The organism is Burkholderia sp. 10_S31, from assembly GCF_056930375.1.
Map to the genome: position 1 here is coordinate 1,646,496 of NZ_JBXOWK010000003.1, position 18,223 is coordinate 1,664,718.

Here is an 18,223-nt window from a genome sequence, read left to right on the forward strand (position 1 = left end):
CTTGCCGGCTTCGTCCCGCTTTCACCTGCTCTGGGGGTTTCGTGAATCGCTCCGGTTCCCGCGCCGTGCTGCTGATCGGCACCGCGCTCGTTCTCGCCGCCTGTCATCCGAAGGAAGCCGCGCCGCCCGCGCCGCGCCCGGTCGTCGCGCTGCCCGCGCAGGCCGACGGCGTTGCGACCGCGGCCACGCTGCCCGGCGAGATCCAGCCGCGTTATGCGACGCCGCTGTCGTTCCGCATCGCGGGCAAGATCGTCGAGCGCAAGGTGCGGCTCGGCGATACGGTCAAGGCCGGTCAGGTCGTCGCGCTGCTCGATCCGTCCGACGTCGAGAAGAACGCCGCGAGCGCGCAGGCGCAGCTTGATGCCGCATCGCACAGCCTCGCGTTCGCGAAACAGCAGCTCGACCGCGATCGCGCGCAGGCGCGCGAGAACCTGATCGCGACCGCGCAGCTCGAGCAGACCGAGAACAGCTACACGTCGGCGCTCGCGCAGCGCGACCAGGCGCAGCAGCAGCTCGCGCTCGCGAAGAACCAGCTCCGCTATGCGACCCTCGTCGCCGATCACGCGGGCACCATCACCGCCGAACCGGCCGACACGGGCCAGAACGTATCGGCCGGCCAGGCCGTCTACCAGCTCGCGTGGTCCGGCGACGTCGACGTCGTGAGCGACGTGCCCGAAGCCGCGCTCGCGTCGCTCACGCCCGGGCACGCGGCGAGCGTCACGCTGCCATCGCTGCCGGGCCGCCAGTTCGCCGCGAAAGTCCGCGAAATCGCACCGGCCGCCGATCCGCAAAGCCGCACCTATCGCGTGAAGCTCACGCTCGCCGCGCCCGATCCGGCCGTGCGCCTCGGGATGACCGCGAACGTCGCATTCGACGGCGCGCCGGTTGCCGGCAACGCGCCGAGCATCACGCTGCCCGCGACCGCGCTGTTCCACGACGGCCCGCATCCGGCCGTGTGGGTCGTGCGCGCGAAGGACGACTCGCTCGAACTGCGCCGCGTCGACGTCGCGCGCTTCAACGAACGCACCGTCACCGTGTCGCACGGGCTGCAGCCGGGCGAGCACGTCGTGCTGCAAGGCGTGCATACGGTCAGCGCGGGCGAGAAGGTGCGGCCGATCGCACCGCTGCACCCGGAGGACTTCGCGTCATGAGCGGCCCCCGCGAAGAAGGCCGGTTCAACCTGTCGGCATGGGCGCTGCGCCACCAGGCGCTGGTCGTCTACCTGATCGCGCTCGCGACGCTCGCGGGCATCCTCGCGTACACGCGGCTCGCACAATCCGAAGACCCGCCGTTCACGTTCCGCGTGATGGTGATCCGCACGTTCTGGCCCGGCGCGAGCGCGCGGCAGGTGCAGGAGCAGGTAACCGATCGGATCGGCCGCAAGCTGCAGGAAACGCCGGCCATCGACTTCCTGCGCAGCTATTCGCGCCCCGGCGAATCGCTGATCTTCTTCACTATGAAGGATTCGGCGCCCGTGAAGGACGTGCCCGAGACCTGGTACCAGATCCGCAAGAAGGTCGGCGATATCGGCTATACGCTGCCGCCCGGCGTGCAGGGCCCGTTCTTCAACGACGAATTCGGCGACGTCTATACGAACATCTGGACGCTCGAAGGCGACGGCTTCACGCCCGCGCAGCTCCACGACTATGCGGACCAGCTGCGCACCGTGCTGCTGCGGGTGCCCGGCGCCGGCAAGGTCGACTACTTCGGCGACCCCGACCAGCGGATCTTCATCGAGGTGAACAACGCGCAGCTCACGCGCCTCGGCATCTCGCCGCAACAGCTCGGACAGGCGATCAACGCGCAGAACGACATCTCGTCGACCGGCGTGCTGACCACCGCCGACGATCGCGTGTTCGTGCGGCCGAGCGGCCAGTTCGACAACGTCGCGGCAATCGCCGACACGCTGATCCGCATCAACGACCGCACGTTCCGGCTCGGCGATCTGGCCACCGTGAAGCGCGGCTACGACGATCCGCCCGTCACGCAGATGCGTGCCAACGGTCATGCGGTGCTCGGCATCGGCGTGACGATGAAGCCCGGCGGCGACGTGATCCGGCTCGGCAAGGCGCTCGATGCCGAATCGAAGGACCTGCAGGCGCAATTGCCGGCCGGCCTGAAGCTGACGCTGGTGTCGAGCATGCCGCATGCGGTCGCGCATTCGGTCGACGATTTCCTCGAAGCGGTCGCGGAAGCCGTCGCGATCGTGCTCGTCGTGAGCCTCGTGTCGCTCGGGCTGCGCACCGGGATGGTCGTCGTGATCTCGATTCCGGTCGTGCTCGCCGTGACCGCCCTCTTCATGTACCTGTTCGACATCGGGCTGCACAAGGTGTCGCTCGGCACGCTCGTGCTCGCGCTCGGGCTGCTCGTCGACGACGCGATCATCGCGGTCGAGATGATGGCCGTGAAGCTCGAACAGGGTTACACCCGCGCACGCGCCGCCGCGTTCGCCTATACGAGCACCGCGTTCCCGATGCTGACCGGCACGCTCGTCACCGTGTCGGGCTTCCTGCCGATCGCGCTCGCGAAATCGAGCACCGGCGAGTACACGCGCTCGATCTTCGAGGTGTCGGCGATCGCGCTGATCGCGTCGTGGTTCGCGGCCGTCGTGCTGATTCCGCTGCTCGGCTATCACCTGCTGCCCGAGCGCAAGAAGCACGCGCACGAAGCCCACCTGCCGGACGATCACGAGCACGACATCTACGACACGCGCTTCTACACGCGGCTGCGCGGCTGGATCGACTGGTGCATCGAGCGGCGCTTCGTCGTGCTGCTGATCACCGGTGCCCTCTTCGTCGTCGCGCTGATGGGCTTCTCGCTCGTGCCGCAGCAGTTCTTCCCGAGCTCCGATCGCCCCGAGCTGCTCGTCGATCTGCGGCTGCCCGAAGGCGCGTCGTTCGCGGCGACGCTACGCGAGACCGAACGCCTCGAGAAAGTGATCGACAAGCGCCCCGAGATCGATCATTCGGTGAATTTCGTCGGCAGCGGCGCGCCGCGCTTCTACCTGCCGCTCGACCAGCAGCTTCAACTGCCGAACTTCGCGCAGTTCGTGATCACCGCGAAATCGGTGAAGGACCGCGAGAAGCTCGCGACCTGGCTCGAAACCACGTTGCGCGAGCAGTTTCCGGCCGTGCGCTGGCGGCTGTCGCGGCTCGAGAACGGCCCGCCGGTCGGCTACCCGGTGCAGTTCCGCGTGAGCGGCGACAGCATCGCGACGGTCCGCTCGATCGCCGAGAAAGTCGCGGCGACGATGCGCGGCGATGCACGCACGGTCAACGTGCAGTTCGACTGGGACGAGCCGGCCGAGCGCTCGGTGCGCTTCGAGCTCGACCAGAAGAAGGCGCGCGAGCTGAACGTCACGTCGCAGGACGTATCGAGCTTCCTCGCGATGACGCTGTCCGGCACGACCGTCACGCAGTATCGCGAACGCGACAAGCTGATCGCGGTCGACCTGCGTGCGCCGCGCTCCGAGCGCGTCGATCCCGCGAAGCTCGCGGGCCTCGCGATGCCGACCCCGAACGGCCCCGTGCCGCTCGGCTCGCTCGGCCGCTTCACGCCGACGCTCGAATACGGCGTCGTGTGGGAGCGCGACCGCCAGCCGACCATCACCGTGCAGTCGGACGTGCGCGCCGGTGCGCAGGGCATCGACGTCACGCATGCGGTCGACGCGAAGCTGAACGCATTGCGCGCGCAACTGCCGGTCGGCTATCAGATCAACATCGGTGGCTCGGTCGAGGAAAGCGCGAAGGCGCAGAAGTCGATCAATGCGCAGATGCCGCTGATGGCGATCGCCGTGTTCACGCTGCTGATGATCCAGCTGCAGAGCTTCTCGCGCGTGCTGATGGTCGTGCTGACCGCGCCGCTCGGGCTGATCGGCGTGGTCGGCACGCTGCTGCTGTTCGGCCAGCCGTTCGGCTTCGTCGCGATGCTCGGCGTGATCGCGATGTTCGGGATCATCATGCGCAACTCGGTGATCCTCGTCGACCAGATCGAGCAGGACATCGCCGCCGGCCACGGACGCTTCGACGCGATCGTCGGCGCGACCGTGCGGCGCTTCCGTCCGATCACGCTGACGGCCGCGGCCGCCGTGCTCGCGCTGATCCCATTGTTGCGCTCGAACTTCTTCGGGCCGATGGCGACCGCGCTGATGGGCGGCATCACAAGCGCGACCGTGCTGACGCTGTTCTACCTGCCCGCGCTGTACGCCGCGTGGTTCCGCGTGAAGCGCGACGAACGCGACCCGCGCGAGCCACGCGATCGCCCGCCGCACGATGGCGGCACGCCTGCCGCGCCGTCGGGAGCCTGACCATGGAACTGTCGTTGACGTCCTCCTCCGCCTAAAGGCGGAGGATTCCCACACCTGGCGATGCACGTCCGCATCGGAGAATGTTCAGCGCAGCATTGGTATCACGATCATGCACGACACCACAACCATCGCAGGCCCACTCTCTTACTCGCAGTCCCGCGATACCTTTCGGCCGCGTCGTGCTGTCTTTCGACCCGCACGACGAACAGGGCTGGGTGGAACCGTTTTCGTCGACTTCCTCGAACGTAGCTCCGTGCGCCATCGCCTTGTAACGGAGCTTGTTTCGAAAGGACGACCAGGATGCGTCGTAGACGCTCTTCGCCATCCTGGTTCTGGCGAGCTTCGCGGCCGACACGTTGCCGACCGCGATGTAATCGAAGCGCCGCACCAGATCGAGCGCGAGCTTGTGTTGGAAATCGGCACGGGCATTTGCCACCTTGGCGTGCAACTTCGCGATATGCCGCTTGTGCCTTCGCGCCCGTTGCGCTTTCGCGAGCTTCTCGGCCGCGCATCGACCGAACAGATCATTAGGCAGTTTCTCGCCCGTCGACAGTGTGGCGAAGTCTTTCAGGCCGAGATCGATGCCGACACCGGAACGGATCGGGCGGGCCTGAACATCGGGTATCTCGATCACGATGTTGAGAAACCAGTTGCCACGCGCATCCTGTGCAAAGTTGGTCCCGTCCGTGATCTTGCCTTCAGGAAGCGGGCGGCTATTGAATACGCGAAAGGTATTGCCGGCGAAACGAAATGCGTCGCCTTCGCGCTTCAGGTCACGGCCTTTCAGCGGCACCCAGCCAAGAGATTTCCTGCCGCGATAGCGCAGGTAGGGTCGACGGCACTGACTGCGCGACTTCGCGTATTGCTCGCACGTTGCATTGACCGTGCCGGAGTGGATGCCGAGTTCCTTGCTGCTGCCGGTCGTCAGCACGTTCAGGTCGAAGCCGGTCGGCCATTTCTTGCGCCACTTGATAGCGTGCTTCTGCGTGTCGTTGCAGAAGTTCCAGACGTAGTTCACCGCGCGGCTCTGCTTGTTAAGCAGTCCGTTGAGCGACTTCACCCGGTAGCGGTAGACAAGGATCATGCCGGTGATCCTAACCCGTGGAAGAAGCTGCCTGTCAACAGCACGCCTTTCCTTCCCGCCATTCGCCCCGAAGGAAGTCCCCTTGGGGGAAATGGCGGGGTTTCTCGGAGCAAATTCTGATGAACCTGAAAACGAAGGCCACGCGGGCGCTCGCGGCCGTGAGCCTCGTCGGCCCGCTCGCCGGCTGCGCGTGGTTCGCGCCGAGCGGCGAGCCGCCCGCGATGCCGTCGCCCGCGCATTACGGCGCCGCGCCGCAAGTGCAGCAGACGGTCGCCGCGCAAGGCGTCGCGCAACAGTTCGAAGTCGGCGCGCAGCCCGTGCCCGACTGGTGGACCCAGTACCGCTCCGATGCGCTGAACGCGCTCGTCGACGAAGGGCTGCGCAACAGCCCGACGCTCAGTGCGGCGTCGCATTCGCTGGATGCCGCGCGCGAGCAGTTGCGCGGGCAGATCGGCAGCTCGATGCTGCCGTCGATCGACGCGGTCGGCCAGGCCACGCGCCAGCGTGCGCTCGGCGTGCCGATCCCCGCGCTCGGCGCGCCGACGCTGCTGTACGACACGTTCGTCGGGCAACTGCAGGCGAGCTATACGGTCGACCTGTTCGGCGTGTCGCGCTTCGCGAACCGCGCGCTCGCGAAGCGCGTCGACGTCAGCGCGTTCCAGCTCGAATCGGCGCGCCGCGCACTCGCCGCGAACATCGTCACCGCGTCGATCACGGTGTCGGTGCTCAACGCACAGATCGCCACCACCGAACGGCTCGTCGCGCTCGCGAACGACCAGGCGCGCGACGCGCAACGCCGCTACGCGCTCGGCTCCGCGTCGCACAGCGACGCGCTGAACGCGCAGCAAAGCGCGGACACCTTCGCCGCGAGCCTGCCCGCGCTGCGCCAGCAGCGCGACACGGCGCGCCATGCGCTGGCCGTGCTGGTCGGCCGCACGCCCGACCGGCCGCCCGCCGACCTCACGCTCGCCGACCTCCACCTGCCCGCGCAAGTCCCGGTGGTCGTGCCGTCCGACCTGCTGCAAAGCCGCCCCGACATCCAGGCCGCCGACGCGGGGCTGAAGGCGGCCGCCGCCGAAGTCGGCGTCGCGACCGCACAGCTGTTCCCGCAGCTGTCACTGTCGGCGGCCATGGGCAAAGGCGGCTTCAGCTGGCCGACGATGCTGTCGGGCGCCGGCGCGATCTGGAACGTCGGCGCGTCGCTGAGCCAGCCGCTGTTCCACGGCGGCGCGCTGCTCGCACAGCGCCGTGCGGCGAAGGCGACCTACGAGGCCGCGGTCGACCAGTACAAGCAGACCGTGCTGAGCGCGTTCCAGAACGTCGCCGATTCGCTCGCCGCGCTCGAGCACGACGCGGAGGCGCTCGATGCGTCGTCGCGCGCCGCGCTGTCCGCGCACGGCGCGTACGACGACGCGGCCGCCCGCGTGCGGCTCGGCGCGCTGCCGCCGTCGGCCGCGCGCGCGAGCGAGTTGCAGTACCGCAACGCGCGGCTCGACGAGATCCGCGCGACCGGCGCACGCTTCGCGGATACCGCGCGGCTCTATCAGGCGATGGGCGCGCCGCCGGTCGACGCGACCGGCAAGGCCGCGAAAGCCGGGAACTCGGCCGGCCACACCGGCAACGCGGATCAAAGCGCCCCCGCCGCCCAGGCGCGCGCGGCCACGCCCGACGCGCCGCCGTCTCCGCAATAGCGCGCCCTTGCGCCATGCGCGCGGCGCGCGGGACCAACCCGCGCGCCGATCAGCGATCTTCCGCTTGACCCTCACGTAGCGTAACGTTCGAGACTCCAGTGTGCGCACCGAACGGAGGACACCATGCGGCTGAAAGTGGGAGAACTGGCGAAACGCAGCGGACTGACCGTCCGCACGCTTCATCACTATCACGCGATCGGCCTCCTGACGCCTTCGGCGCGCGCCGACAACGGCTACCGGCTGTACGACCGCGACGACATCGCCCGGCTCCACCAGATCCAGGCCCTGCGTCGCTTCGGACTGTCGCTCGCCGAAATCGGCGACTACCTGAACCAGCCCGGCACCCCGCTCGTCGAGCTCGTCGCGAAACAGATCGCGTCGCTCGACCACCAGCTCGCGCAGACCGCGCAGCTGCGCGAGCGGCTCGTGCACCTGCACGCGCAACTCGCGGCGGGCACGGAGCCGGAACTGGCCGATTGGCTCACCACACTGGAGTTGATGACCGTGTACGACACATACTTTTCCGAGGACGAACTCGCGCGCCTGCCGATGTACCGCAACGATTCTCCATTACAAATCAAATACTTAGCGCACTTTACGGATTTTGTACGGATTCCCGCAATATCAGACTAGTTTGCAGCCGGTCAACCCATCAAATATTTCCCTTGTTCCTCGACTGCCGCAACAGCCCCTTCGCCACTTCCCTGACCCCGGCCGGATCGCCCTTCCCCTGAGTAAAGTTCCAATTACGCAGGCGGGATTGCTTCGTCACCTTGGCCGCAATGGTTATCAGAGCCGTCCTGACGACGCTATGAACGGGCGGCCCCCATATGCTGGGGTTACGTCGGCAAAGCTCTTTGACGACCTCAAAATCGCGCTGTAGGACCGTACAGCAGTAGAGGACAAGCTCCGGGCGCTCGTTCGTCACCCTCTTGACGTCCTCAATCTTGATCGGTGTCAAGGCGATGGGCGCGAGCGCGTCAGGCGTCAGGTAGTCAGGCTTCATAGGCCGAACAGTTTACCGGAGCGAAGCTACGAGTCTTGCCGAGATTGGCAGGGGCCGCGCAGAAAACGGTTAGACTGACGAAATCAATCGATATCTAGAAAAACCACAATGCGAATCCTACTGAACCCGGACAAAAGATATCTCAAACAGCTTGAACGGATGCTGTACGCCGAACCCGATCTTGGAATCGTGGAGCTCGAATACAAGTTGGGAGCGGATTACTTCGTCGCAGTCGAGGGTGATGCACCTTTAGGGGCGGCCACAATTGTGCAGTGGCCCGATGGTAGTGTCGAACTATACAAACTGTACGTTGCCCCAACACATCGGAGCCAAGGGATCGGTATGCAACTCGTCAATCGAGTCATCGCCGAACTTGCAGCACACAATGTATCGGAATTTATTATTGAAATTGTCGGGGACAGCGCCCCCTTCTGGACGCGAGTAGCAAAAGGTAGAAAAACACAGCCTTATGGCGACGGCAGATATGGAATATTTATCGCTTGACGCTTATTCAGCATATCCAACGCTTCAAAAGACTTAGTCATCGCGTCGTGATACGCAAAAATAATATCGGGGAACCCATGAGACTAAATCTAGCTATAGCAACACTCCCTTTTCTGTTTGGCTGTGCCACACAGCAGGCATTGATGACGGAAACCGCGTCGGGCTATCCTGAAACCACTTTCGAGGACGCAACTCTCCAAGACGTTCAAAATCTGTTGATTGGCCGATGCTCTCAGATTGGCGGGATGGTCACGGAAACGAATTCGAACATGGTCGTTTGCAGTAAGACACTGGAAGGACAGAAAGCGGTTTTCGCTCAATTGCTTCTTGGGAATTCGTACAGCACTACTCCGGTTGATCGAGTTCGGTTCGTACTCGATTCGAATGGCTCAGACACGCACGTGACCGCGTATGAGTGGGTCGAAACAACCATGCCATTCGGGCAAGTCAATCGCGCGGAATTGAAATCCAACAATTCCCGTAATTCGCTACAGGCGAGTCTAGATCGATTCAACCGCGAATATGGGTACTCGCACCCTAAGAAACCCGTTACAACCGGCGTCGGCGCAACGATGCCGGTAACTGCGAAAATCTGCACCTCGTATAACGAAGCTGGACCCGGCGATATCGTGAAGCACTACCGTAAGGGCGATTCGCTCACGGTCTTTGAGCGCTCATCGATCTACCTCCGCGTGTCGGCTAACGGTGCGCCACAAGAATGGGTCGTAGACGGCGCATGTACGCGCTGAGATAGCAGGAGCGCACGGCACTACGTGCGATAATTTTCGGTTCTTCACGGATTAGCGTGAAGGCGGGGCCCAAAAGGAAAGCGGTGGCCGAAGGAATAGACTGGTTGTGCGACCAATCAGACGATTCCAACGACCACCGCTTTCATGGCCGATCATAAACTCGACCTCCCGTTCTGGGAAGGTTTTACCGTTTCCGAACTCGAGCGCACGCCCGGTGTGACGCGCATCACCTTGTTGCCCGAAGTCGGCCATTGCGCTCGTTGCTCGGGCTGCGGCCAGCGCAGCGAGCGCGTGCATGAACAAGGCTGGCGGACGATTCGCGACCTACCGATGCTGGGCGACGCGGTCTGGCTGCGCGTGCGTCTACGTCGGGTGCGGTGCGCCGGATGTGGCCCTCGCACCGAGCGCGTGAGCTGGCTGGATCGCCACGCCCGAATCACCCGGCGTCTGGCGGAATTTGTTGGGCGCTGGTGCGAGAAGTTGCCGATCGCCCACGTCTGCCAGTTGTCAGGGCTGCATTGGGAAACCGTCCGGCGCATCGATACGCGACGCTTGCAGGCGCGTCTTGAGGCGTTGCCCGAGGCGCAACCGCGCCGGCTGGTGATGGACGAATTTGCGCTATACAAGGGCCACCGCTACGCCACCGTGGTGATGGACGCCGATACGCGCCGTGTGTTGTGGGTCGGCGAAGGACGCAGCCGGGAGGCGATTCGCCCGTTCTTCGACTGGCTCGGCATCGAGCGGTGCAAAGCGATCGAAGCCGTGGCGATGGACATGAACACCGCATTCGATCTGGAGGTACGGCAGCATTGCCCGAAGGCGCGCATCGTGTACGACCTGTATCACGTGGTCGCCAAATACGGACGGGAAGTGATCGATCGGGTACGCGTCGATGAGGCCAACCGGCTCAAGCACAAGCGTCCGCTGCGACGCGTCGTCAAACGCTCGCGCTGGTTGTTGCTGCGCAATCGCGAGAATCTGTCGGCCGACCAGCAGATCAAGTTACATGAGCTGCTGGAAGCCAATCAGGCTCTGATGACCGTCTACGTGCTCAAATCGGTGCTCAAGGAACTCTGGCGGCCGCTGAGCGCGTGGCAATGGCGTCGCGCCTGGCGGGCCTGGCTGGCGCAGGCCCGCGCGAGCGGCATCGAACCGCTGCGACGCTTCGCCAACAAGCTGGCTGCGTACTGGCGAGGCATCCTTGCTCGCGTGCGCTGGCCCATGCACACGGGCCAACTTGAAGGCATCAACAACCGCATCAAGGTCATGAAGCGCATGGCCTACGGCTACCGCGACAGTGCCTACTTCTTCCTCAAGATCAAGGCCGCCTATCCCGGTAATCCGTGAAGAACCTAATTTTAGCCCCTGCAACCAGGTGCACCTGTTAAGTAACGCGTAACCCAAAAGACTGGCCCCGCAATCCATGCTGGACGCGGGGCCATTGTCTTGGAGTGTGGCAACCCATTCGGGTTACAGGAAATTCGTCAATGCAGCCCGTGCGCTGTCGCTGGTGGCGCTTCATCCGCATATCCAACTATCCATGTATCGTCCTGCGTGCTGAACACCGCCCACGGTCCTGCCTGCCCGGATGGCGCACGACACACGCCCAGCCACGCTACAGCCGTCTGAAAGAGCCGGTTAAATGCTGCCTCGTCCAACTCGTCCACCGCCTCTAGTTCGCGCTCGTAACCCCGCAGACCCAGCGCTTGCCACTCGTCCCGCATGAAGTCAAACGCCCATTGGTTGAACGAGAACGTTACCCCGCCCGTGTTCTCCGGAATGTTGAACGGTAGCGGCACGTAGCGAATGCGCGGCGCGTGCACGCATATAACGTCGGTGGGCGTCTCCATCGCGAACCCGTATGCCATCATGCAATACAGCGGGCCGTCTATGCCGTTCGCGTGGTCTAACAGGTCAAAATCCTGTAGCGGAATCGCTTTCCAGTGGGCGCTATCGTCCTCGCTGTGGTACTCGTTGCGCAGGTATGCGTACATATGCGCCAACAGGCGCGAAACGAACACTACCGGGCCGGATATGCCCTCTTGGGCCGATCCGGTCCAAGCGGGTTCTATGAACGGCCCGGACTTGAGCACGCGGCGGCGCACGACTACCCAAAGCGAAAGAGGGGCAATATATTGCGTCTTAACCGGCATCATCAATATCTCTATTTTTCAGGGCTCTCACCCTCAATGAAAATCAAGCACTCGAATCGCTATAAGTGATGCCAATAGAATCACAGCGGAGACTATAACTAAGGGCAACGACAGAAATATTGAAACCTTAGACGGGCCAGTTTTTTCATCGCCGGACTCAGAATCATCGATGTCACCACCCCAATCCTCAGCCTTCACACTTGATGCAACCTTTATTGCACTAACGGCAAGAAACACTAGACAGATAACAATTAGGGCGACCAAGCTGTCGTAGATCATATTGATTTTCGAGTTAGTTGTTGATCCATCGCGTAAAAACTTCTAGCTCATCTTGGTAAACCTCATTTGCGACCTCGCCAGCCATCCCACCTACACCGCTACCAATAAGGACAAGCGCAGCGGCGCAAGCAGGTTCAGCAGGGCCGCACACGAAGGACACAGCAAGACCCGCTAGGCTTCCGCCAATCATACCACCCGCAATGATGCTCCCTTGGCGTGCGGCCTCACGCACCTTGTTTTTGGCCTCCGTTACCTCATAGACCGCAAGGATAGCCGTTATCAGAATGAACACCTTGGACAACACTTCCAACCGCCTTACCCTGACCGACACTCCAACATTAGCGCCACCGGCCTTTTTCAAGACCGTATAGTAAACTGCACTACGCTCGTCCGTGGATAACTGCGCGAAATCCTTCCCAAATTGCCCTTGAGCATATTTGTTTAGGTAATAATCAAAGCCGCGAGATTTTAGCTTCAATTCCTCCGCCTTGGCGATTCCGTATGCCGAAGTATATTTCCTGTACTCCACAAACAATTTATCTCTAAGTTGACTGCAATACTCCGCGCCCTCTTTGACGGTAATGTTTCCGTTCGCCACTTCCTGCCGAACTTGGTCAGAGATTTCCTTGATGTGTCGTGTATATTGCTGACGAACTCTATTATCCCCTATGGCATTTGCAGAAAAAGTCGTAGCGATAGATTCGTAGGAAGCAATAGCACCCTCAAGAATGCCACTGCTAATTTCGTGAGTCTTTTTGGTGTTATAAGCACCTTCGGCAACGGTATGAGTATTATTCTGCATTTCCCTTATCCCACCATCACACGAAGAATATTACTCATTACAGAACCCTCTGACTGGCCTGACGATCCAATTTTCACCTCGACCTTTTGACATGGCGAGGCATTAGTTCGATTGAAATGCGTAACGTTATTTGAATCAAAAAAACCCTCCTCGACCGTCCCATCTGAGAAATGGGCAAGACAGCGTAACCCCTCACAACTACCGGCGTCTTTCAGTGCGAAGCGAATCCAATGCTCACTTTGCGACTCCCCTGTCGAAGCTAGACCATTCGCAGCAAATCCCATGTCCGCGAGGTGATGAGATTCGAAGCTCTCAAACATTGAGTTCTGCGACGCGAGCATGACGGGGCTTGGATAGCACTTACAGACGCAGAGATCGCCTTCCAGCGCTGGCTCTTTCCCCATCATATTGTTTGGCCACCGTGGCCCCTTTGGGGCGATTCGGCCCGTTGACTGGCATGCGGGGCAGACCACCTGAGCACCTAGATAGGTCAATTGAGTTCCATGATGGAAACAACTCGGTATCCCATCGATAACCGTTCCACCCGCCGATGACTTGTCACCTACCTTCAGATAGTTCCTTCGCATTCCGGGTTCCCTATACGTATGATTAATTATGCGTCCGGTATGTTTACTGCATTTTTTCCGCCGCGTCTATCGGTCAAGTCTGAATCTAACAATTTATGGGAATTCTGAACATTGTTTAGGATTCTCATATTATCCAGAGTGATGCCCGCACAAGGCATATCTGATAAAACAGCCCCCGACCTATACTGATTTGAGGTAAAAAAAGCCCGTCTGCAATCGTTGGCAGACAGGCGAAAATCTCTCGCTTGGACGAGAGCCCTTGAGGCACAAGGAATCTATATTATAGGTCGATTCAGAACTAACACAGACAACACCTTAGTCTCTAGTTCCAAGTGCAACACCTTGAATCAAGTAAGGTGTTGCGATGAAGAAGAAGTACCAGCATCTGAGCGCGGAGGACCGCGCGGCAATCATGATCGAACGTCAGCGGGGAACCAGCATGCGAGAGATCGCGCGGCGGTTGGGGCGCAGTGCTTCGACGGTTTCTCGCGAACTGGCTCGTAATCGGAATGCGGCAACGCCGCGCTACGACGCAACCCAGGCGGCCTCGTCCTATCGGCTTCGCCGTCGGCGCTGCGTACGGCGTCGTAAGTTGAGCGAAGGCAGTGCGCTGTACTGGCATGTGCATCATCAACTGGTCTATCGACGCTGGTCGCCCCAGCAAATTGCTGCCAGACTCCGCGACATGCATCCAGACAATCCCGACCAGCGCGTCAGCCACGAAACGATTTACGCCACGATCTATACCCATCCCCGAGGTGGGCTCAAGCAGGCGATGATCGAGGCGCTTCGCCAGGAGAAGCCTGCACGCGGCGCCACCCGTCGAACCCTTGCGCGCAAGAGCTTCGTGCCGGAGGAATTGCGCATCATTCACCGGCCTGAACAGATCGAAACGCGGCAATGGCCCGGACATTGGGAAGGCGACCTTGTCAAAGGCGCGTTCAATCGATCCTGCGTTGGAACGCTGGTCGAGCGTAAAACACGGTTCGTCGTGCTGTGCCGCATGGACGGCTGTACCGCCCAGGACGCACTCGAGGGCTTCACGCGCCAGATGAAGAAGGTGCCGGCCTTCCTGCGTGAGAGCCTGACGTACGACCGTGGATCGGAGATGACCTGTCATGTCGAGCTTGCCGAGCGACTGAACCTCGATATCTGGTTCGCGGACCCATACGCTCCGTGGCAGCGCGGCAGCAACGAGAACACAAACGGCCTGCTACGCCAGTTCTTGCCAAAGGGCATGGACCTGTCGAGCGTCACGCAGACGCAATTGAACGACATCGCCAAGCTGCTCAATGGACGCCCTCGCCAGACGCTCGCTTGGAAAACGCCCGAGGAAGCCATGGCCATGGAACTGGCAGCCGCGGGATTAGCAAAACGTTGCACTTGACTCTAGAAACCGCCCACCTGAGAAGGCCTGACAATTGTTGAGGCGTCACGGCCGCTTCCGACAATCTCTTAGATCGTTCCAACTTCTGTCTTTACCGTAACAGCAAGCAATTCATTTACTTTCCTGAAGAATTGTTTGTGTGTTTCTGATTCATCTTTCGACAGATTGCCAGAAAAATTGTCACGCGCAATGTCAACAATCAATTGACGCAAAGTGATTTTGAGATTGGCTTTTGCATCGTGGTCGTTATCGTCCGTTTCGAAAGTATCCAGAATCGACACGGATACAAGCGGCGCTCCATCCTTGTCATAGAACGCGATTCCGGTAGCTGGTTGACCGTCATACGGTCCCGCTGTCGTATAGCGTTCATCCGTGGCAGAAATCAACCAATGCACGGGCGTGATATCTTCCACGCGCAAATTGTTCACATCGTCAAACGTCATCACCATAGAAGCTCCAACGAAAAAGGCCCCTGTATCCGTGACGGGAAACAGGGGCGAAATGGACTCGTGGTGTCTATCCGCAAGACCGGTTCATATTCGGCAGTTCCCGCCTTCCAGATTCCGCAGACCCTTGGTGAAGCGCTTCGATTCGCCGCAGACTTGGAGGAACAGCGCGCGGCACTGGCGCTTGAGAACGAAGCCAAAGCCAAGCTTATCGAACAGCAACAGCCGCACGTCGAGCATTCACAGGCGTTGCTGGCAACGTATGAGGTGTTGGACATGGCGACGATGGCCCAAAAGCTCACGCAGGCCGGCTACAACATCGGCCGGAATCGCTTGTTTGTTTTGTTGCGCGAAGACAGGATTTTGAAGGTGGACGGAACACCGTACCGTGACTACGCCCCGTGGTTCTATCTCGCGACGAGCGTGTACATGGACGAGAATGGCACAGAGCACGCCAAACACACGGTGCGCGTGACTGCTCAGGGTGAGGCCGCTTTGCTGCGCAAGTACGCGCCCAAGCGTACCGCGTTCATTGCCAAGGCGAACCCGCCAAAGCGTGGACTGTTCAAGCCGCGCGTCGTGACCGATGAGAGTCGCACCATTGCCCATTGACAGAGCGGTCTGTCGTTGAGCGGCATGCGGACTCACACTTCAGCCCGAGCAAATTCAAGCGAAAAATATCCTGATCGCAACGACGCCTGCCAGAATTCAACGGGCGGAGCCAAAGACACCAATTTGGTAATGATATTTCTTGCCGCTTCGCTGGTGTGAAGTCCGAAATAGATCGCTGACAGATTCCCCGGAATCGCATGCTTCTCACCTTTTTCCGATAAATTCTCCGTTATACGAAGCATCCTCCACTCTTCTTCATACTTCCAATCCTCGCTCTTTGTCAAGAATACCGCATCCTTCATGGTCATCAAAAGACTACCGGCATTGGGATCTCCGGCTGGATAACGGTTTATTTGCTCAATTATCGGCTGCGATTCACTATAACTAATAGGCAAAAATTGCGTCTTGAAGATTTCATCCGGAATATCATATTCAAGACAAATTCCACTATGATTTTCTGCGTAATGAGCCCAAAGGAGTAAATTGTCGTTACGTTTGCTGAAGCAACAGACGCGAATCTTCTGGATTAGCATATCCAGACTGATATCGTTCGATTTATTAATATAACCACCTTCAAAAGGATCATTAAGCTCAGAATACTTCGAGAACCACGCCTTTCTCTCCGCCAGCTCGCTAAAGGTGTTCGTGTTAATTTGACGATATCTATAAAGCTTCATTGCATTCCCTCGCCAGCGAACCGTTGTCAATGATATGCCATTCCTGAGTCCCCGATCGCGCAGCAAACTATCTATGGATAACACCACGGACAATTACTCTTGCCCATTATCGTCATCCCCTTCCTCCTGATCAACGTAGGCATTTAGGTATGCGGCAATTACGTCGCCGTGGCATGGGAGCGGCGAACAGAAACAACCCAACCTATACCCTCGAAGCGAAAGAAGCGCCGATTTCCGATCTGGATCGGCGATAACTTCCGCCTCGAAGTACTGGCGATACTTTTCTATTACTACCTCTCGACTGTCACCATCGGGCCCATGACCAATTTCAAAGGGATTTCCCCACCGAGTCCCTCGACCGATGTAAACGTCAAATTCCTCATTCTTCTTTTTGTTTCTAACCGTGGTTATTCGTATTGGGACAATCCGAATGTGTTTTTTCAATAAGCGGGAAAAATAGATAATATCCGAAAGATCGTTTCCACCCCAGAATACTACGACATGAGTACATGCTGTGACGACGCTCTTTGCGGCCATCCGCGTGCCAATCCGTTCTTCACGGATCGGGAAGTTCAAGTTTTCGAAGTAGTCGCGCGCGATGTGCTTGGCATCTTGGACAACGACCACCTCAGCGTCCTCCAACGCCCCAATAATGCGATCCATCTTCCCAGCGAAAATTCGCGGAAAGACGAATCCTTCGGAGAGTGCAACCAGTACGGTTGTTTTGCTTGGCGCTGTCATATCTACCGTCAAAAGAGGTGCGTTACTTTTAACCTGTTATCCCATCGGGAATTCAAATACTCAACCGCCAACCTTCGATGACAATAATGCGGGGTGTCTTCGCTGCACAACAGACACCCCTTATCGAAAAGCGCAATGTCAAGATTGCTTTCGACTCGACGCTTTGCCAGCAGTTCAATGTACTCCGCAGCATAATGATCCCAACTCAACTCCTTTTTTTGATATCGCTTAAGCATTTCCTTTTCGGGTGCCAGATCACGGAGTTCGATGAATTTCGCACCAACAAGCTCGGACAGAAAGTATTTAAGGTCGGGTTTTTTAGCAAATCCCGCAAGCTGGGAAACGTTATTGAGACGTACATCGAGCAGCGTTCGCACTTCTGCTTTACGCAGCAGCCCGAAAAACTTCTCAGCGGACTTATTTGTGAAGCCGATTGTCGTAGTTTCCATAACGTCCTTCATTTTTATCCTTAGGCGCCCTCTTCAGGTTTAGGCATTACCGCTGCGATCAACTTGTACCTGTAGTCAAGACCATCGCCATTTGTCTTATTAATTGGCTTTGACAAACTGATACAAAGCAGACTTTCGCCGATAGCGTAGTAACCGTCGTCTTTGGTGTGATATTCAGCTTCGATAACCGGGTCGGTTATGTCCAATCCATATCCCATTCCGTTGTACTGAAACCACCCCACAAGCTTCACCTTTTCGTAGTAAATGAGTTTCTGGACGTTAACTTCATCGACTCGTATCAGCGTCAAAGAGGAAGGAAGGGTCTCAGACTGGGTAAACGGAATTTCATTGTTGTTGCCAGTCTTACTGCTCCCCGCATTGACAAACAACACGGGCGAATTTTCCGCGTAGCTGGCTGCAATATCCCACTTCGCCGCCCCGGATTTCTGCCACCACTTGGTAGGGTCTAACACCCAGTTCTCGGTTTTGGCATCCGTAAGGCTTTGCCTCAAGAAGTGGCACTGACATTTCGTCAAGGACCTGTGGCAAACCTTTGTTGCCGTGGTATTGCTGCTCGCTCGTCCACACGCTTTCGTCCTGCCTTGAACTGACCGGCCTTATCCATTCTCCCAACTGACCGGTAGGAAGAATCTCCCGCCCCGCCACGCAACGGCCACCCGGTTTGCGGGAATTGGCGAAGCACAGAATGCGTTTCGTTACCATCTTGTTACCCCGTCTCTACTGTTTTTT

Annotated in this window: 20 protein-coding genes and 1 pseudogene; 9 read left to right on the plus strand and 12 right to left on the minus strand. The window is 59.4% G+C overall.

All coding sequences use genetic code 11. The features are described from left to right. The first annotated feature begins 41 nt into the window (after positions 1–41). Both AC1Z3W_RS27695 and AC1Z3W_RS27700 read left to right on the plus strand, forming a co-directional pair. Positions 42–1,151: an efflux RND transporter periplasmic adaptor subunit gene (locus AC1Z3W_RS27695; RefSeq protein WP_057928919.1), complete on the plus strand. Its 1,110-nt coding sequence runs from the start codon at positions 42–44 to the stop codon at positions 1,149–1,151. Further along, on the plus strand, positions 1,148–4,306 hold the full coding sequence (locus tag AC1Z3W_RS27700) for an efflux RND transporter permease subunit (protein WP_124832977.1): 3,159 nt from the start codon (positions 1,148–1,150) through the stop codon (positions 4,304–4,306). Before AC1Z3W_RS27695 ends, AC1Z3W_RS27700 begins: the two co-directional genes overlap by 4 nt. A 31-nt stretch (positions 4,307–4,337) precedes the next feature. Here the strand turns inward: AC1Z3W_RS27700 and AC1Z3W_RS27705 are convergent, their stop codons facing one another. After that, positions 4,338–5,390: an RNA-guided endonuclease InsQ/TnpB family protein gene (locus AC1Z3W_RS27705; RefSeq protein ID WP_483508879.1), complete on the minus strand. Its 1,053-nt coding sequence runs from the start codon at positions 5,388–5,390 to the stop codon at positions 4,338–4,340. A gap of 119 nt (positions 5,391–5,509) precedes the next feature. Here AC1Z3W_RS27705 and AC1Z3W_RS27710 point away from each other — a divergent pair, with 119 nt between their 5' ends. Then, on the plus strand, positions 5,510–7,081 hold the full coding sequence (locus AC1Z3W_RS27710; RefSeq protein ID WP_483508880.1) for an efflux transporter outer membrane subunit: 1,572 nt from the start codon (positions 5,510–5,512) through the stop codon (positions 7,079–7,081). A 123-nt stretch (positions 7,082–7,204) separates the two neighbouring features. After that, positions 7,205–7,672: pseudogene (locus tag AC1Z3W_RS27715) on the plus strand (MerR family transcriptional regulator); the annotation flags it as partial. Positions 7,673–7,733: 61 nt separating this feature from the next. Here AC1Z3W_RS27715 and AC1Z3W_RS27720 read toward each other — a convergent pair. Beyond that, positions 7,734–8,087 (minus strand): hypothetical protein, encoded by a 354-nt coding sequence (locus tag AC1Z3W_RS27720; protein WP_483508881.1) that lies wholly within the window; start codon positions 8,085–8,087, stop codon positions 7,734–7,736. A 108-nt stretch (positions 8,088–8,195) separates the two neighbouring features. On the opposite strand from AC1Z3W_RS27720, the gene AC1Z3W_RS27725 reads away from it, so the two are divergent. The 3 genes from AC1Z3W_RS27725 to AC1Z3W_RS27735 all read left to right on the plus strand — a co-directional run bounded on the left by AC1Z3W_RS27725 (position 8,196) and on the right by AC1Z3W_RS27735 (position 10,687). Beyond that, positions 8,196–8,591 carry a GNAT family N-acetyltransferase gene (locus AC1Z3W_RS27725; protein ID WP_483508882.1) on the plus strand — a complete coding sequence of 132 codons (396 nt, stop codon included), beginning with the start codon at positions 8,196–8,198 and terminating at the stop codon, positions 8,589–8,591. Between the two features lie 143 nt (positions 8,592–8,734). After that, complete coding sequence (locus AC1Z3W_RS27730; RefSeq protein ID WP_483508883.1) at positions 8,735–9,340, plus strand: hypothetical protein; 606 nt, start codon at positions 8,735–8,737, stop codon at positions 9,338–9,340. Positions 9,341–9,484: 144 nt separating this feature from the next. Further along, entirely contained in the window at positions 9,485–10,687 is a 1,203-nt protein-coding gene (locus AC1Z3W_RS27735) for an ISL3 family transposase (protein ID WP_483507674.1), read from the plus strand. Between the two features lie 137 nt (positions 10,688–10,824). Here the strand turns inward: AC1Z3W_RS27735 and AC1Z3W_RS27740 are convergent, their stop codons facing one another. The 4 genes from AC1Z3W_RS27740 to AC1Z3W_RS27755 are packed head-to-tail and all read right to left on the minus strand — an operon-like array spanning position 10,825 to position 13,161. Continuing rightward, positions 10,825–11,496: a hypothetical protein gene (locus tag AC1Z3W_RS27740; protein ID WP_483508884.1), complete on the minus strand. Its 672-nt coding sequence runs from the start codon at positions 11,494–11,496 to the stop codon at positions 10,825–10,827. A gap of 30 nt (positions 11,497–11,526) precedes the next feature. Next, positions 11,527–11,772, minus strand: a complete 246-nt coding sequence (locus AC1Z3W_RS27745) for a hypothetical protein (RefSeq protein ID WP_483508885.1) — start codon at positions 11,770–11,772, stop codon at positions 11,527–11,529. A 13-nt stretch (positions 11,773–11,785) separates the two neighbouring features. After that, the gene (locus tag AC1Z3W_RS27750) at positions 11,786–12,574 is read right to left on the minus strand and encodes a hypothetical protein (RefSeq protein WP_483508886.1); all 789 of its coding nucleotides are present in this window, start codon (positions 12,572–12,574) and stop codon (positions 11,786–11,788) included. A 5-nt stretch (positions 12,575–12,579) separates the two neighbouring features. After that, entirely contained in the window at positions 12,580–13,161 is a 582-nt protein-coding gene (locus tag AC1Z3W_RS27755; RefSeq protein ID WP_483508887.1) for a PAAR domain-containing protein, read from the minus strand. Positions 13,162–13,525: 364 nt separating this feature from the next. On the opposite strand from AC1Z3W_RS27755, the gene AC1Z3W_RS27760 reads away from it, so the two are divergent. Continuing rightward, positions 13,526–14,548, plus strand: a complete 1,023-nt coding sequence (locus AC1Z3W_RS27760) for an IS30 family transposase (RefSeq protein ID WP_175828054.1) — start codon at positions 13,526–13,528, stop codon at positions 14,546–14,548. Between the two features lie 68 nt (positions 14,549–14,616). Here AC1Z3W_RS27760 and AC1Z3W_RS27765 read toward each other — a convergent pair whose 3' ends face one another. After that, positions 14,617–14,997, minus strand: coding sequence for a hypothetical protein (locus AC1Z3W_RS27765; protein WP_483508888.1), 381 nt, complete (start codon positions 14,995–14,997; stop codon positions 14,617–14,619). 63 nt (positions 14,998–15,060) lie between these two features. On the opposite strand from AC1Z3W_RS27765, the gene AC1Z3W_RS27770 reads away from it, so the two are divergent. Further along, positions 15,061–15,606 carry a phage antirepressor KilAC domain-containing protein gene (locus AC1Z3W_RS27770; protein WP_483508889.1) on the plus strand — a complete coding sequence of 182 codons (546 nt, stop codon included), beginning with the start codon at positions 15,061–15,063 and terminating at the stop codon, positions 15,604–15,606. A 32-nt stretch (positions 15,607–15,638) separates the two neighbouring features. On the opposite strand, the gene AC1Z3W_RS27775 is transcribed toward AC1Z3W_RS27770, so the two are convergent. From AC1Z3W_RS27775 to AC1Z3W_RS27795, 5 genes are all read right to left on the minus strand, one after another. Beyond that, a complete protein-coding gene (locus AC1Z3W_RS27775; protein ID WP_483508890.1) occupies positions 15,639–16,283 on the minus strand; it encodes a DUF2971 domain-containing protein in 645 nt (214 codons plus the stop codon). Positions 16,284–16,376: 93 nt separating this feature from the next. Further along, positions 16,377–17,024, minus strand: a complete 648-nt coding sequence (locus AC1Z3W_RS27780) for a DUF4326 domain-containing protein (RefSeq protein ID WP_483508892.1) — start codon at positions 17,022–17,024, stop codon at positions 16,377–16,379. An 8-nt stretch (positions 17,025–17,032) separates the two neighbouring features. Then, the gene (locus AC1Z3W_RS27785; protein ID WP_483508893.1) at positions 17,033–17,485 is read right to left on the minus strand and encodes a DUF488 domain-containing protein; all 453 of its coding nucleotides are present in this window, start codon (positions 17,483–17,485) and stop codon (positions 17,033–17,035) included. Between the two features lie 8 nt (positions 17,486–17,493). Further along, entirely contained in the window at positions 17,494–17,946 is a 453-nt protein-coding gene (locus AC1Z3W_RS27790) for a dual OB domain-containing protein (protein ID WP_483508895.1), read from the minus strand. Further along, positions 17,837–18,196, minus strand: a complete 360-nt coding sequence (locus AC1Z3W_RS27795; protein ID WP_483508896.1) for a dual OB domain-containing protein — start codon at positions 18,194–18,196, stop codon at positions 17,837–17,839. Before AC1Z3W_RS27795 ends, AC1Z3W_RS27790 begins: the two co-directional genes overlap by 110 nt. Positions 18,197–18,223 lie beyond the last annotated feature (27 nt).